This window comes from Endozoicomonas sp. G2_1 (genome assembly GCF_017744155.1).
GTDB lineage: Bacteria > Pseudomonadota > Gammaproteobacteria > Enterobacterales > Alteromonadaceae > JAGHQT01.
This window is the reverse complement of record NZ_JAGHQT010000003.1, coordinates 171840-188032: the sequence shown is the minus strand read 5'-3', so window position 1 is coordinate 188032 and position 16193 is coordinate 171840. Positions and strand designations below refer to the sequence as shown.

The following is a 16193-nucleotide window of genomic DNA, read 5'->3' as shown; positions in this document are numbered from 1 at the left end:
AACAAACAAAACACGGAGTCTCTAAATGTTAGTAACCGACTATTTTAAACAAGCGGTTAAGCAACTAAGTACGGTCGCCATTGTCTTGGTTTTAGGAGGCTGTGCCAGCGGGGTCAATATGCTGCCGAGCCTCACTGAAACAACTGTATTGTCGAATCAACAAGGTGTTGTGGTTGCCAAAGTGATCAACGCCAGCGCCTACCCATTGCCTTTTAACCAATTAACCATAGCGCCAAAAAACCTCAATGAATCAGATAAAATTAAACCCGAGCGCTTACAGGCCATAGATACGCCATTAACCAAAAGCACTGTATTTGCTGCTCCGGTAAATGCCGGTAGCTATTCACTATTCAGTTTGCGGACCTTTTATACGAGAGGAGACTATTGGTTTTCACGCTTTGCTCCTGCCGATGCAAAGTTTGGTACGTTTGAGGTAAAACCTGGGCAAGTCACCGACTTAGGCACAATTATTTATTACCCTAAGCCCGACAAAGACCAATATCTTCACACCTTAGTGCGAGTTGCTGAAAACGACAGCGGAAAAACACTAAAAGACTATTTTCCCTACTATCAATACCAGCCTGAGCAACTACTGGCCTGGAATAAAGACGAGCGCGACGAAGAACGCCAAAATTACTTTATTTCCATCGCACAAAACCCAATCACCTACAATGAAAAATACTTAGCGCCAGATAACAGCATTTATTTTGTTGGCAAACTTGGTGTCATTGTTAAGCGCACAGCTGATGGTGAGTGGTTGATAGATGCGGTTGATACCAACAGCGATTTAACCTCAATTGCGCAAAACCAAGCTGGCGATGCCATTGTTGCAGGTAATGAAGGACGGGTATTTATCAAGCGCGCTGATGATGAACAATGGCAAGATGTCTCTGTCACCACTAACCACGATATTGAACGCGTGGTAATACAAGACAACGGTGACCTTGATATTATTGCGCGCCAAGAAACTAAGCTGATTGTCTATCGCACCAACATCAATCAACCAAACTGGCAAATTATTGCTAGTTACAGCACAGTTGGCGGCTGGCGAGATGCCGACGGCAATAAACAAGTGGTGGTAAGTAAAGACACTAAAAAAACAACCAACAAAAAACCAAAAGCAAGACGCATTGTTAATGCCACAATCGAGCAAGTCAACGACCAGCACTTTATCGAAATCGTAACACAGTCACTAAACAGCAATTACGTGTTTGCTGAGGGTGACAAGGTTACCTTTACTTATGCCCCTAACACTTGGCAAGCGCGTTTAACTGAAGATGAGCAACCTATTTCAGCTGTCTTAAACGCAGGCGCGACTAAGTTAGGCATAAAATACGCTGGATTTTGGTCTTGGGACGGTCGACCTGATTACTTCAGGTTAGACAACAACAGCCAAGAGTGGATTGAAATTAATACTCACGTTAAGAGCTGTAAACAAGGTACCGAGCTCAAAGGCAATAATTGTACCGGCGGTGATAAACCGGCTAAGGCCAGTAAGAAAACTTTTAACTTTACATCTGTGCCTTGGTTTTATAGCGATCTAGAAGCAGTAGCCCTTGTTTCGTTTTCGGACTTCAACTTTTGGACCGGGCAATCAAAGCGTGAGACCAAGTTCGTCACAACTTCTGACGGTGGTAAAAACTGGCAGATTACCGACTACGAGCTGCCAAATAAGTACTGCACTGACTTAATCGCGGAAGCAAAAGACTATATGCTGCTTTCGTGTAAGGGAGTTAGCAGTGACTTTTATGAATCTTATGATCAGGGTCAAACGTGGCAGCACGTTAGAGAGCAAGAGAGTTTTTAAATAAACCTGTGTATTACAAGCTTTCCTTTAAATAAGAATACAAACGCCAGAAACCAAAAAGCCCAATGCGAAACATTGGGCTTTTTATTGTTATCAATTAACTGATGATAAGACTATTTCAAGCTTGCCATGTACTGAGCTAATGCTTCCATATCAGCGGGCTTCATGCGCTTAGCAATGTTGCGCATCATGCTGTTAGTGTCATTAGCGCGCTCGCCTTTACGGAACTTCATCAATTGAGATTTTAGGTAGTCTTGGCTTTGACCAGCAATCGCAGGGAAACCGGCACTGTCCATACCTTTACCATCAACGCCGTGACAGGCAACACATGCTGTAATGCCCTTAGCTGCATCACCACCTGTGTAAAGTTTTTGACCTAAATCATTGTGCTCGCCTTTGCCAGGCTTGGCCGTTTGACTTGAAAAATAAGCCGCTAAGTCAGCCATATCTTGCTCAGATAATGCTGCAACCATGCCCATCATAACTGGATCTTTGCGGCTGCCGTCTTTAAAGTTGCTCAACTGCTTAGCAATGTACTTTTCACCCTGACCAGCAAGATTTGGGTAAATAGGCACTAAACTATTGCCGTCAGCGCCATGACATGCGGCACATACTGCTGATTTAGCTTGACCAGCAGCGGCATCACCTTCAACGGCTTGAACACTAGTTACTGAGGCAAGGCCCAAGGCCAAGGTTAAGATCATTTTTTTCATAGCTGACTCTCACTACTCTATGGTCAATGGTTCACTGACACTATTTAAACTATTTGATGGGTTTAAAATGTTTTTATTATGGTGGTTAGTTTACCCAATCACAGCCGCTTTTAATAGCTTGTATGCGCGTAAGATCAACAATTATCAAGCGTTAAAAACAAAAACAGCGCCTATGGGCGCTGTTTTTTAACTCGTTGTCGTCACTATTTATTTTAGTGATGACATGTATTGTGCTAACGCTTCAATATCTTCGTCTTCAAGCTTGATCGCAATGTTGCGCATCATAGCGTTGTTGTCGTTAGCGCGCTCACCTTTGCGGAACAACTCTAACTGAGTTTTCAAGTAACCTGAATGCTGCTTAGCAAGTGCAGGGAAGCCAGCACTTGGCATACCACTACCGTTAATGCTGTGACAAGCAACACATGCCGTGATACCGCGCTCAGCATCGCCACTTAGGTATAATTTTTGGCCTAAGTCATTGGCTTTACCGTCACCTAATGTCGATTTTTGGCTTGCGAAGTAATTGGCTAAATCAGTCATGTCTTGCTCAGACAATGCTGCTGCCATTGGCGCCATAATGGCATTGGCACGACTACCGTCTTTAAACGCTTTTAATTGCTTAACGATGTAAGTTGCACTTTGACCCGCTAATTTAGGGTTCATAGCAACAACGCTATTACCGTCTGCACTGTGACAAGCCGCACATACTGCCGCTTTTGCTTTACCAGCAACTGCACTGTCAGACATCGCGACTGGTGCTACCGGCTTTCTCACTTTGATATTAGCAACTGCTTCAGTGTCAGCGAAATAAGCCGCTACGTGTGCAATTTCGTCGTCTGTCATCGCACCCGCAAATTGATTCATTGCGTAGTTTTGACGATCACCTGATTTGAAGTTCTTCAATTGCTTAGCAATGTATTCTGGGTGTTGCTTGTAAAGGTTCGGGTAAATAAGGACATCACTCTTACCGTCTTTACCGTGACAGCCAATACATTGACCAATTGCTCGGCTTTCGTCGCCTAATTCATAAAGGCTCTTACCAATGGCTGGATCTGGTTCAAACGCCGGAGCCGCTGGTGCAGCTGCTGTTGCGCCGGCGTCAGCACCACTAGCTGCTTGACCGCCGTTGCGTGGCAAGCTTGAAAAGTAAGCACCAAGGTCTTGCATGTCTTGCTCAGACAAACCTGCAGCCATTGGGCCCATTACTGCATCAGAGCGGTTGCCGTTTTGAAAGCCTTTTAATTGCTTAACAATATAGTCTGCATGCTGGCCTGCTAGGTTAGGAAAGCTGTCAGAAATACCAATACCATCTGTGCCGTGACACGCAGCACAAGCGCCTGCTTTGGTTTTACCTGCTTCTACGTCACCTGCGGCAACCGAAGTATTGATAAAACCCAACCCCAATAAGAGTGAAAAAATTACCTTTTTCATTAATACATTCTCTTTTTCGACCAGCTAAACAACGCGCACACTCGTTGTATAACTACAAGTTTTGATTAAAAAGTGGCAGCATTTTACACTAAAGCTCGCCCTGCTGTAATGCTCGAAGTCAAAAAACCCGATAATTTTTAAGTCTTTTCCTTCTTTACACAAAAAAATCGCTATAATAGCCAACAAATTTTCGTCCAAGGTGTTGTTCGTGTCAGAATCTACCATCAATTTACATAAAGCCCATTTCACTATTAGTGCGCCAGATATTAGGCGGCTACCTACTGATTCAGGCATCGAAGTCGCATTTGCTGGCCGCTCCAATGCGGGTAAATCAAGCGCGCTTAATACCTTAACAAATCAAAAGTCATTAGCGCGTACCAGTAAAACGCCTGGCCGAACACAATTGATCAATGTTTTCGAAGTTGCACCAGAAAAAAGACTTATTGATTTGCCGGGATACGGCTATGCTAAAGTCCCGCTGGAAATGAAAAAGAAATGGCAAAAAGCCTTGGGTGAGTACCTAGAAAAACGCGAAAGTTTGCAAGGCTTAGTGGTGCTGATGGATATTCGTCACCCACTAAAAGACCTCGACCAAGACCTTATTGAGTGGGCAGCAGACAGTAATTTACCGGTATTGGCGTTGTTGACCAAAGCCGACAAGTTATCTCAAGGAAAAGCCAGCGCAGAAGTGTTATCTGTTAAGAAAAAACTCAAAGCACTTAACGCCGATATAAAAGTACAAGCCTTTTCGTCGTTGAAAAAAACGGGGGCTAGCCAAGCGACACAAATTATCTGTGATTGGCTCAGCCAAGATTTGCCAGAGCAACCGGCAGAAATAGAATAGTAGCTTCCCTCCGTACCACCTAACCACTTTTTCAAGCGTCAGCTGAGCGTTCACTAAGCGCTCATTGGCGCTTAATCTTGCCAAATAATTACCCACAGCAAGCGCTATATTAAAAAGCGTAATCAATTGATTGTGCCAAACACCAAACCCTGAATTTCGGGCAAAAAAAAGCCGATGATAAAATCACCGGCATAGCTATATGGGGAAAGCTAGAATATACAAATTGTTTACAACAGGCGTTCGCTAACGGAACAATTTAATTATAGAGTACTAGCTCTACAAAAGTAAAGCACTTACTCTAAAAAACTTATACAAAATCGTCAGAAAAATTATAAGCACATGATATAAAAGAAAATAAAAATTAACTTTTTAGTCAGAAATTTATTTTTCTGTTTGATTAAAAGGCAGAATATGATTAAAAAGCAATTAATTATGAAATGGACAAATCGCTTTTACACCGTTTTCGACAGGTAATGCTAAATCCTCTGGCTCTTCTATTGAGCCGCCAGATCGCGACTTAAAACTACCCTCATCAATAGTTAATTTCATCAGAGCAGTGACTTTCCACTCTTTGTCATTCGGCGGCCTAATTTTATCCCAACGGTCGACTTCAATTTGGTTAATACAGGTTTTAAAACTCTGATTAAATTCGTCACGATCTAGCACCTTAGTGCCTGAGCAGTAAATCACCGCTGAACGATAATTGGCGCTATGATGGTAGGCTGATTTAGCCAACACCCACTCCTTCGATTCACAGACAGAAATACATACCTGCTTACCCGACTCTAAATAGCGCTGAATTCTGTTGTTGTTAGCTAAGTGAATATAGAGATTGTTTTCGTGCGCCCACAAAGTGATTGGCATCACCAGAGGCTCACCATCAACCACCATCGCCAAGTGGCCCAACTTAACGTCTTCAACCAACCTAATAATTTGGTCGCGATCATAACTCGCGCGCTTATTAGCTCGACGAACTTTAGTTCTTCTGGTGTGTTTAACTTGTTCAGACATACATTGCTCAACGAAATATGAAATCAATGCAGCTATTATCAATATTTTTGGTATGCTAAAAAGTACCAATAAAATACAAGTGATAGATCCAGTTTATTTGCGGAATTATCTTAAACGAGATGGAAATAACCAGCTTACATGACATTGTTTTAAACAAGAGCCAAAACCTACAACAACAGTTGTACCGTCAAATTGTCGCGAAAATTATCACAGGTGAATTAGCACCTAGTATGAGGCTACCTTCATCAAGGCGACTTGCTGACGAGCTCAGTATCAGTCGAAATACGGTGATTAAAACCATAGAGCAATTATGTGACGAGGGCTACACAACAAGCCTGCGCGGCAGTGGCGTTTATATTCACGACAAGCTCAATCACCAGCAACTTACCAGACACCGACACAAACCAGCCCAAGTATTTGCACTACCCAAGCTAAGCAACAAAATAGCTCAACTGAACTCATTAAAACGAGATGACAACAAAAACCTCCCTTTTTCACCCGGCTTAACCGCAATTGACCAATTCCCCTTTGCGATTTGGCAACAACTACTAAAGCATCACGCCAGCCGAAAGCTGCTGTACGGCTATAACGAAATCAAAGGTTATTTGCCACTGCGTCAGTCGTTAGTAAACTATTTAGCACATTCTCGCGGGGTAAAATGCGATGCTGAGCAAGTTATTATCACTCAAGGTGTCCAACACGGAATAAATTTGTGCGCCCAAGCGTTACTCAATCCCGGCGACCGAGTTATTGTTGAAGAGCCTGGCTACATCAGTGCTAAGCGGGTATTTGAGTCCTACCAAACCGAGATAAGCACAGTGCAATTGGCTCAACAATCAATCGATGTCGACCAGCTTAACCAGCCGAAATATCGAGACGCCAAACTCCTGTATAGCACGCCCACGCATCAATACCCGATGGGTGGTATTTTATCTGCTGATCAACGATTAGCGCTATTGGCGTGGGCAGCAGAAAACAAGACATGGTTGCTTGAAGACGACTACGACAGTGAATTTAACTTTTGTCAAAAGCCGGTGGCGGCCATTCAAGGTTTGTCTGACACTGCCCCTGTTATCTACCTCGGCAGTTTTAGCAAAACCCTATTTCCCAGTATTAGGCTCGGGTACTTAGTGGTGCCAAAAGCTGTCAGTCAACACTTTAGTTATTTGAAAGGTGTCAGTTGTGGTGAATCGCCATTGGTTGAGCAAGCTGTGCTCGCCGAGTTTATCGACGAAGGCCACTTCACACGTCACATTCGTCGAATGAGAAAACACTATCACGAAAAATGGCAGCACCTTCAACAACAACTAAAACAGTTACCCAATAACTGCCAAACAGTTGCTTACAGTGCGGGCATGCATTTGGTATTGAAGATTAGCGGCATTGACGAGCATCACTTGTGTCAGTTTTTGCTCAATTATGGCTACGCCCCTTCAGCATTATCAGATTATTACTACAACAGCGACAAACAAACGGGCTTAGTACTTGGTTTTGCCAATACTAACGGCGAACAGCGAGAGCATATCGTGGAATTAATAAATCAATATCTCAAACAGCAGCAAAGTTAGTAAATTTCAGGCAAAAAAAAGCCGATGATAAAATCACCGGCTCAGCTATATGGGGAAAGCTAGAATATACAAATTGTTTACAACAGGCGTTCGCTAACGGAACAATTGCATTATAGAGTACTAGCTCTACAAAAGTAAAGCTTTTGCTCTATAAATTTTATAAAAAACAAACACAAAATATCAAACCATTGATTTTAAATAATTTTAACTATCAACTTTTGTTCTATTTACCACCAGATATTTATTAGTTAGAACAATTGATAAGTAAATTCCTAAACTATTGGCAAGCAAATCGAACAAATCAAAACTTCGACTTAAAATAAACAACTGAGAACACTCTTCAACAACAGCAACTACAAAAACTAGCACTGCGCCCAAAGGCCAGTGATTTGACATAATTTTTAGTGTTCGAAAATTAAAAGCAGTAATTGTTAATGTACTCAAAAGAAAAAACAAAGTCACATGACCTATTTTGTCGCCCCCAGGAATCCAACCCACTATAGCGAACAAGTGAGAATCGTTGCCAAAGTTGGCTTGAGTGATAACCCAAGCCATAAACAAGCCAAAGATAACTGCAGGAATGGCTCTATACATTGTCTTGGTGCTGACTTGGGTTCGGCTTTGATAGCTCATGCCCAACCATATACCAATCTATATTCCGAGTCGTAAACATAACAGTTGCCAGTACCAAGAATGTCAAAAATGATCCCATCATTAACGCTAAATCTTCCATATTAATAATAATATACAAAATCCCATATAAACTGGCTAAAACGGCAGAAAACACATAAGCATACATATCATTTCTTAAGATTGGCTTGAGATAAAATACCAATAGTGCAACACAGCAGAAGCTGGCAATAAAATAAGCAAGTCCAAAGTGAATGTTTTCAGACAACGAAATTAGCAATAAATAGAAAATTGCATTTGCTAATCCAACTAAGCTGTATTGAATTGGGTGAATTGGTAACTTCATAATCGTTTCAAAGATAAAAAAAGTAATAAAGCATAAACCAATAAACAGTAAGCCATATTTGACTGTGCGCTCAGACTGCAAATATACATCTACTGTCTCAATATGTTTGACACCAAGAGCTCCATGGAAAAGACTATCACAGCTCGATTTCTCGCAACTCAATACCTTGTCTTGAATATTGTTGGCAAACGAATTGATATTCCATTTTGCCTGATACCCTTGCTCACTGACTTCATTTTCAGTTGGCAAAAAGTCACCAATAAACTGAGGGTGAGGCCACGATGAGGCTGCATGGAAAGTGTTTTCTAAAGCAGCAGGAATAAGAGACAACTGTTCCATTCCTCTCATTTTTAAGACATACGAAAATTGATTAAGCCCTTTTTCTTTAATATCAGGTAAATAGGCATGAATACCCGCGTTCTTCTTAGGTAACTGACTACCTGGTTTAAACTCGACAGCCTGGCCCTGCCAAGTAAGTGATGGAATACTGATTATTCCTCGCGGATCAGATACAAAAGCCGAAAAATACGGCGCTTTAAATACAACCTTATCGTGCTGCTCGACTAGTTGTTTTTTGTACTCATTTATCAGGTTACCGCTAAATGCACCGCTAACATTAACTTCAGATGTGTAAACAGGTACCTTATAAATACCTTTTTGCCTGATACTGTTGTCTATAGTCGCAGATAAGAATAGCTTATCTGGCACTATCAGTTTGTTATAACTAGTTTTTTGAATTCGGCTCGTGACCTTTTTGCTGACACTGTCAGTAACGTATACTTTGCGATGCACTTCATACGGTAAAATCAGCAATGCTGGTAATAACAGCTGCTCTGTCGTCCAACTATCACTAACAGCTTGTTTAGCTTGCGCTAAATAAAATGCTCGTTCGTCTATTTTTCCTGAGATCATTTGTAACGGTAACATCAAAACCAATGTAATGAATGCTATCGCGCTCAATTTGATGGCAAGTTGTTTTTGCATGTGTAACCCTCCTGATTAGTTTAAATCAGGATAGAGTTCATATATGTGCTGGATGTGTTTTTGTTGTGTGTAGCGCCTAGAAATTACCTTTTTATTGATAACACTGCTTTTACACCGTTATCAGTATTCTCAAGTTGAATGCGACCTGCATGTAAAGTAGCAATCTGCTTTACAAAGCAAAGTCCCAGGCCAGAACTTTTGTCGTCACTATTAGGGCGAGGTAATGAATAAAACCGGTCAAAGACTCTTGCCAAGGCATAATCTGGAATCAATGCACCCTGGTCAATAATCGACACGTTCAATACCGCATGATCAGCACCCACCAAAACGCTTATTTCACTATCTGGATTAGCAAATTCAATCGCATTTTGTATGAGATTATCGATGGCTTGATTGAGTAAAAAACCATCGCCCTGAACCATAGAACTTTGCGCAGACTTAAGTTCGACGACTAATTTTTTTGCATCTAGTTGCACCTGTTTACTGGCGATAACATCAAGGCAAAGCTGTTGCACATCGACAGGTTCTATCACGTTCAACGCTTCTTGTTTTTCAACAGCCACCAACCCGAGTAAACGATTTACCATATTGTCCATTCGATCAACTTCTTTACCAATGTTATCAATGAACTTGGCTTGGTCGACCTCAGGCATATGTGGTGACAACAGCTCACTTGCCCCTTTGATAGCGGCGATAGGGCTTTTTAGTTCATGTGTCAGCGCATGCACATACTTTTCAACATAATCTTTACCCTCTAATTCCACACGCATATTTTCAATGGATATTGCAAGCTTCGATAGCTCAGCTTCATGTACTTTAGGCAATTGAGCGCTGGTACCACGACTGGCATTGTCGGCATAAGTAACTAACCTGCGTATTGAACGTGTCAATAAATAAGCAATGGAGAGCGCAACAATTAAAGACAACACGATAAGCACGAGCCCTTGCTGAATAACCTTTTGATAAGCAATATCAATAAATGGCTGTACTGAAAAATTGGGTTTAGCCACTGTAAGTACACCAACGATTTTACCCTGACTAACAATAGGTGCAGCGACATGCATTACCGTACTAAACTCGTCATCTGGATCAGACTTGGTACTGCGCGCACCATATCGACCTCGAAGTGTTAAATAGACATCATTCCAGCGTGAATAGTTGGCACCTATATCAATACCTGACGAGTCATAGCGCACAATACCTTTAGCATCCGTAATATATACTCTCAAAACACTGCTGCGTTTATTAACAGAAAATATTTCGGCTTTGTATTTGCGTTCTAAAAACTTAGCCACTGCTGGGGTAAACGTTTGTAGTTTTTCTGGGCTGTGAACAAACTCTGGGGCAACAAGTTCCGCTAGCAAGTTAGCCATGTCAACAAGACTATCTTCTGACGATTGTCTCATCCCCGGTTTAAGCTCTGACATAAAAACATTTAAGAAAATGGCGCCAGCAGCCACTGCGATAACAAAGTACGCTAAAAATATTCGAAGCGTTAAGCTCATATTACTTACCTAGCTTAATGCTATAGCCAACACCTCGGTGTGTCGCGATCGGGTTGTATGTCGGGTCAATATTTCTTAGCTTTGCCCGAATAGTTTTTATATGCGTATCTATCACACGATCAAAACTCTCTTCAGGAGTCTTCCAAACTTTATCCATCAGCTGTGTACGCGAAAAAATACGATCTGGTTGACTGAGCAGCGTGGCTAAAACACCATACTCATAGTAAGTAAGAGACAGTAGCTTTTCCGAAAAATATATCTGTTGTGCTTGAGGCTCAACTCGAAACAACGCCGGCTCAACACCCTCTATTTTATGGCTGTTAATGCGCTTTAAAACGACCTTAACACGAGCAACTAACTCCCTAGGACTGAAAGGCTTTACAACGTAGTCATCGCCACCAATTTCTAACCCTACGACCCGATCTATTTCTTCACTTCTGGCAGTAAGAAAAATAATAGGAACATCAGACGTTTCTCGAATCGCTTTGCAAACTTCAAAACCATTAATGTCGGGTAAACCGACATCCAAAATAATTAAGGCAAAATCAATTGAATTGGCACGGTGAAGAGCTAAAACTTCACCACCTAAAGACTTGCAGGTTGGAACAAAGCCCTCTTGTTTTAACGAATAACAAACATTGTCAGCAATACTAGGCTCATCTTCAATTACCAAAATGTTCTTATTCATCTTGCTACTAATTCCTTGAATTTAGATAACTAAATCAACTTATTTTACGAATGGCAGGCCTTGTTAAAAGTTCCTATCGAGATTAACGGTCTCGAGTTCAGCCTTCAGTTTTTTATTAAACCACGTTGGCCCAACCCACATATATACAACAATGACAAGCCAAAAAAGTGAAACACCAGTACCAATAGCACCATAACCAAAATCAACCAAAGCGACAGAAGTCACTCTGAAAAAAATATAAGCCGAAATTAGCAATACAATTGTTCGAGCATTGTTACCACTAACCAGCCAAGTATTTATGCGCCACCAAATTCCCATTAGCGGGCTTTGACGAGCTTTAACACTAGTCAACAAAGCCAGTGCAGTACTATTATTAGGCTGTTGTTGTAAGGCCCAAATTGCGTGTTCTTTTGCCTCTATCACATTGCCATTACGCAATAAAGTGCGCCCCTTACCAACAAGAGAGCTAAAATGTTGAGGTTCAATACTAAGAGCTTCGTTATAGTAAATCTCAGCCTTGGATAGTTCATTCAACTCATACCAATAGTCGCCAAACAAGCCCAAAACTTCAGGTTCAGACGGGGCAAGTGCCAAAGCCCGCTCTAGGGTCACTTTAGCCTCCTGCAATTGCCCAACGTCCAATTGTATTGCACTTAACAATACCAAGAAGCTGACGTTATCTGGAGATAAAATCAGAGCATCGTTAATGTGTTGTAAAGCTTTGTCAAAATCTCGCTTTAACTGGAATAGATTTGCTAATGTATAGTGAGCATAAGCTGAGTTAGGCTCTAACTCTAGGCCTATTATTGCCTCGTGCTGTGCAGCAAATAAGCGTTTTAAATTAATTAATCCAAAAGACAAATAGCTGTGTAAAAAACCATTGTCAGGTTCAATAGCTAAAGCTAGTTTTAAGGCTTCTACTCCGCCTTGAAAATCCCCGTAGCGATACCTCTGCTCAGCTTGCTCAACTAACCGTTCAATAGAATCAGTGCCATATGCCATTAAGCAGCTCCCGTCAGCAATAGGTTTATAATGAAAATTTCCACTTTTTTACCCGCGAGAAGAGCCAAGACTAAGCCTACTGCTGGGCTAGCAATATCACCGTTAAAATACTCATAAAGATCAAAACTTGGCTGCTGCATAAGATAGAGTTTGTAGCAAAAAATAAGCTCTATACTAGTAATACATATCTTAATGTATTGAATATTGATATCGGCTAGAGCACCTCCTTCAATCAAGGCTCCCAAACCAATATACATACAAGTAAAAACTAATAGTGCAGCGCCTATGATGAACAGCTCTTTGTTGCGACTAGAGCTATTTAAAGCGATGCTGTTTAGTGCATACCACAACCAGCTAAAAATCGCCCCCCCAAGCATAAAAGCCAACAAAGGCCACATCGGATCTACGGATTTTTTCGACCAACGACTAGCGCGAGGCTCATCAACTATTTGGTAACTATTCATGCAATTACTTACCGTATTTTTTCAAAAAAGTGACAACGTCATCATACTGGCCAGAATCATTAGCATACTTCGCATAGTTTCTCGCCATGGTTAACCATTCTAAAGTCGTCGACTTACTGTCTTTTAACGCTTGCTCAAAATGACCTTCGCTTAGAGGGATTTCTCGGCCGTTTTCAATTGACTCGTCAATTGCTTCATCCACAGCTGATTCCACCAAGTTCATTAGATCTGCACCAGAAAAACCGCCTGTTTGCTTTGCTATTTTTCTCGCATCAATAGAATCACCACCGGGTCTATCTCTTAACAATCCTTGAACAATATTATTGCGAGCCTCTTGATCTGGTGGTGCAATGAAAACAACTCTATCAAAACGGCCCGGACGCCTAAACGCAGGATCTAACGCCCAGGGTACATTGGTAGCTCCCAAAATTAATACACCTTGGTTGTCTTGGGCAAAGCCATCGAGTTCAGATAAGAATTGGCTGACAAGTTTTGATGATGTGGCTTCTCTCGTATTCTGACGTTTAGCTGCTAACGCTTCTATTTCATCAAAAAAAATTACTGACGGTGTATTCGCCCTCGCTTGCTCAAAAATAGCATGAAGCTTGCGCTCTGACTCACCAATATACATATCGAGAATATCTGAAATAGCGACATTATAAAATTTTGCATTGCATTCGCCAGCCGTTGCCCTAGCCAACAAAGTCTTACCGCACCCAGGAGGACCATAAAGCAAAATACCTCCGCCTATTCGTTTTTTAAACCGACTAAACAGCGTTGGCTTTTGAAAAGGGGTGATTATTTTTTTCCGTATTTGCTTTTTGACATGCTCTAAACCGCCAACATCATCAAATGTTACTTTTTCGTCTTGAGGGTGGACTAGCCTAGTGATTTCGATGTCATCCGTATTATCATTTGAAATAACGCGCAACTTCATTCTTGAGCCACCTGGTGTCTTGACTGTCGCCGCTTGTAAAAGTTTTGCATATTCAAGATCTTCTAATGCCGGATTCTCTTCTACAGCAAGTTCATAGAAAGCTATTGCACTCTCCCGCTCATTCAATGCATGATGAATTTTCGACTTCAGTAGATCACTTTCTGGTGAGGCCTTTGTTAAAGTACTCAACGCCTGTTCATATTGCGCTAAAGCCAAAAATACTCTAGCTGCAATTAGTTGTTGCTCTATTTCTAAATCATCAGTTTTAACTTCCGCGATAAGTTCAGCGCAACGTTCAAACTCATCAAATTCAAAATACTGATAAATAATGGTAAACCTCAAAGCCGTATTTTCAGGAGACTGAGACAAGGCAATTTCAAGGTTCTCAAGTAAGCTTTTATCCATAAGGCATTTCTTTGGTTGAAAATCATTCAAAAACAACGGACTAACATAGCTCAAAATTCTAACCTACAACGCTAATCACGCCTAGGTTTATATATCCAAACTAGTGGAGGTTATTTCTTTTAATTAGAACTAGTGTCACGGTTTAAAAAGCGCTGTTGGTGATCAGGCTCAGGTAAAATACAACAGTCATATTTGCCAAACAACGCATATCGATTTAATGCGATGCGATCATAAAACCAATCTCTGATACGTTTAGGGATGAACTTAAAAACAGTAAGTAATCTGAATGGCCACTTCAGTTGCGCCATAACTTTTAAAAAGGCGTCGCTCTTTTCAAAGCACTGATTGCCTTCAACGTAGAGCATGGTTTCAAAATAGTCAGTTGGCATTCCAAAGTATGCAAGTATCTTTTTTCCTTCAGGTGACTGCACACTGCATAGTTTAAAGCGATGCTGAACATCGTACTTAATAATAAATTGGCTCCAGAAATTACATAACTTACAAACACCATCAAACAAGATAACGCGATCATTCGCTGAAATGTTAGGTGGATAGTCGGTACTTGCCATGACGCTTCCTCAAGGCTTTGCCAATTGATTTCCTTGTTTTAATTCATGTAACAGAATCAAACTGAAGCCAATTAGCGCGATGTTAGTGGTGACAGGATTAAACGCCTCAATAAGCAACTGTGGCTGGTAAAATGCGACAAAACCAAGTAACCCAGTAAGCCCCGCAATATTAGCGAGGTTAAGCCATAAGTTGCGATAGAGAATAAAAAACAACACGCCAAATATTACTTCACCGACACCGGCAAATTTAGTTAACCAATAAGAGGTTTGATCTGAAAAGCCAATACTTGCGGTCATCAGTTGCTCCAAAGGCGCAATATGTATCAGTTTAGGGAAAATTCCGTGGTACAGCCAACTAAAAGCAACTATAAATCGAGCGATTTGAATGGGTGGCAACCTTGCTCTCCTCTGTCTAGATTATCTATCGATAGCGCTAACATATACGTAACCAATAAGTACAAAAATCGGTATGTTTTTGGTTAATGGCCCAAAAGGATGTAACCAGAAACTTGCGTCAATTATAGTCAACAGCGCTGTATATACGAGCATCACAACAACTTGTACAAGGCAGCACAATTTGATTCTTTTTGATGTTAGCAGCCACAGTCCTATTACTATGTCTAACACACCACCTCCCCAAACGGCGAGATCTGCTAACCAGCCGGATATCATAGCGTTAGCTAGAATTTCATAACCGAAATTTGGCGACAAGAATATCGAAGTAAGCCCAGTAAATAGCCACAAAAACGATAAGGAATATAATGCAGCTTTGTTCAACATTAACTGTTTAGTTGCTGTCATTCATTTACCTCAAGTAACTGGAAACGGTTTAAATACCATTAGCCAAAATATCACTAAAATAGCGCAAAAAGCCGGAATACCGAGCAGTGTCCAAGTTCGCATTAACGCGTTAAATTGTGCTGAAATACAATTGGTTTCGACACTGCGTTTAGCCAGTGCTCGTAATTGGTATTGAATACGAAGTACTGGTAACCAACAAAAACCAATAACGCTAATTAAGCCTACAACCCAATAAAACCAAAGTGAATCAAAGGAGTAATTTTGTAGTTTCATCAACAGTATACCCGTTGTAATTTGCGTAACGACAGCAGGTGTTGTGAAAAGCCAATCTGCGAGAATAACGTGTTGCGCGGTAACATATATTGCTTGAGGGTTGTTTGAACGATTGGCCATAAACATGAAAAAAGCGATACCAATACCAGTTCCGGTGACAATAACTGCCGCCAAAATATGTATTAATTTTAAAGCCAAATAATAGTCCATGTTTT

At 41.1% G+C, this 16193-nt stretch carries 17 protein-coding genes; 3 read left to right on the top strand and 14 right to left on the bottom strand.

Going from position 1 to position 16193, the window contains the following annotated elements:
- Nucleotides 1-25: 25 nt before the first annotated feature.
- Nucleotides 26-1807 carry a hypothetical protein gene (locus J7384_RS05955; RefSeq protein WP_209112075.1) on the top strand — a complete coding sequence of 594 codons (1782 nt, stop codon included), beginning with the start codon at nt 26-28 and terminating at the stop codon, nt 1805-1807.
- 113 nt (nt 1808-1920) lie between these two features.
- Here the strand turns inward: J7384_RS05955 and J7384_RS05950 are convergent, their stop codons facing one another.
- Nucleotides 1921-2520: a c-type cytochrome gene (locus J7384_RS05950; protein WP_209112073.1), complete on the bottom strand. Its 600-nt coding sequence runs from the start codon at nt 2518-2520 to the stop codon at nt 1921-1923.
- Nucleotides 2521-2727: 207 nt separating this feature from the next.
- A complete protein-coding gene (locus J7384_RS05945) occupies nt 2728-3951 on the bottom strand; it encodes a c-type cytochrome (RefSeq protein WP_209112071.1) in 1224 nt (407 codons plus the stop codon).
- A 208-nt stretch (nt 3952-4159) separates the two neighbouring features.
- Between J7384_RS05945 and yihA the strand changes: the two genes are divergently transcribed.
- A complete protein-coding gene (gene yihA, locus J7384_RS05940) occupies nt 4160-4795 on the top strand; it encodes a ribosome biogenesis GTP-binding protein YihA/YsxC (RefSeq protein WP_348523845.1) in 636 nt (211 codons plus the stop codon).
- Nucleotides 4796-5221: 426 nt separating this feature from the next.
- Here yihA and J7384_RS05935 read toward each other — a convergent pair whose 3' ends face one another.
- Nucleotides 5222-5806, bottom strand: coding sequence for a pyridoxamine 5'-phosphate oxidase family protein (locus J7384_RS05935; RefSeq protein ID WP_209112069.1), 585 nt, complete (start codon nt 5804-5806; stop codon nt 5222-5224).
- Nucleotides 5807-5925: 119 nt separating this feature from the next.
- Here J7384_RS05935 and J7384_RS05930 point away from each other — a divergent pair, with 119 nt between their 5' ends.
- Entirely contained in the window at nt 5926-7374 is a 1449-nt protein-coding gene (locus J7384_RS05930) for a PLP-dependent aminotransferase family protein (protein WP_209112067.1), read from the top strand.
- Nucleotides 7375-7578: 204 nt separating this feature from the next.
- On the opposite strand, the gene J7384_RS05925 is transcribed toward J7384_RS05930, so the two are convergent.
- The 11 genes from J7384_RS05925 to J7384_RS05875 all read right to left on the bottom strand — a co-directional run bounded on the left by J7384_RS05925 (nt 7579) and on the right by J7384_RS05875 (nt 16176).
- The gene (locus tag J7384_RS05925; protein ID WP_247741664.1) at nt 7579-7968 is read right to left on the bottom strand and encodes a VanZ family protein; all 390 of its coding nucleotides are present in this window, start codon (nt 7966-7968) and stop codon (nt 7579-7581) included.
- Nucleotides 7961-9334 carry a cell envelope integrity protein CreD gene (gene creD, locus J7384_RS05920; RefSeq protein WP_209112063.1) on the bottom strand — a complete coding sequence of 458 codons (1374 nt, stop codon included), beginning with the start codon at nt 9332-9334 and terminating at the stop codon, nt 7961-7963. Before creD ends, J7384_RS05925 begins: the two co-directional genes overlap by 8 nt.
- A gap of 83 nt (nt 9335-9417) precedes the next feature.
- Nucleotides 9418-10839, bottom strand: coding sequence for a two-component system sensor histidine kinase CreC (creC, locus tag J7384_RS05915; protein ID WP_209112061.1), 1422 nt, complete (start codon nt 10837-10839; stop codon nt 9418-9420).
- Nucleotide 10840: 1 nt separating this feature from the next.
- Complete coding sequence (gene creB / locus J7384_RS05910; protein ID WP_209112059.1) at nt 10841-11527, bottom strand: two-component system response regulator CreB; 687 nt, start codon at nt 11525-11527, stop codon at nt 10841-10843.
- A gap of 63 nt (nt 11528-11590) precedes the next feature.
- Nucleotides 11591-12529, bottom strand: a complete 939-nt coding sequence (locus J7384_RS05905) for a tetratricopeptide repeat protein (protein ID WP_209112057.1) — start codon at nt 12527-12529, stop codon at nt 11591-11593.
- The gene (locus J7384_RS05900; protein ID WP_209112055.1) at nt 12529-12993 is read right to left on the bottom strand and encodes a hypothetical protein; all 465 of its coding nucleotides are present in this window, start codon (nt 12991-12993) and stop codon (nt 12529-12531) included. Before J7384_RS05900 ends, J7384_RS05905 begins: the two co-directional genes overlap by 1 nt.
- Before the next feature lie 4 nt (nt 12994-12997).
- Complete coding sequence (locus J7384_RS05895) at nt 12998-14371, bottom strand: ATP-binding protein (RefSeq protein ID WP_209112053.1); 1374 nt, start codon at nt 14369-14371, stop codon at nt 12998-13000.
- Between the two features lie 83 nt (nt 14372-14454).
- A complete protein-coding gene (locus J7384_RS05890; protein WP_209112051.1) occupies nt 14455-14904 on the bottom strand; it encodes a thiol-disulfide oxidoreductase DCC family protein in 450 nt (149 codons plus the stop codon).
- A 9-nt stretch (nt 14905-14913) separates the two neighbouring features.
- On the bottom strand, nt 14914-15300 hold the full coding sequence (locus tag J7384_RS05885) for a DoxX-like family protein (protein WP_209112049.1): 387 nt from the start codon (nt 15298-15300) through the stop codon (nt 14914-14916).
- A 21-nt stretch (nt 15301-15321) separates the two neighbouring features.
- Nucleotides 15322-15705, bottom strand: a complete 384-nt coding sequence (locus tag J7384_RS05880) for a DoxX-like family protein (protein ID WP_209112047.1) — start codon at nt 15703-15705, stop codon at nt 15322-15324.
- 9 nt (nt 15706-15714) lie between these two features.
- Nucleotides 15715-16176: a DUF2269 domain-containing protein gene (locus tag J7384_RS05875; RefSeq protein WP_247741653.1), complete on the bottom strand. Its 462-nt coding sequence runs from the start codon at nt 16174-16176 to the stop codon at nt 15715-15717.
- Nucleotides 16177-16193: the final 17 nt, after the last annotated feature.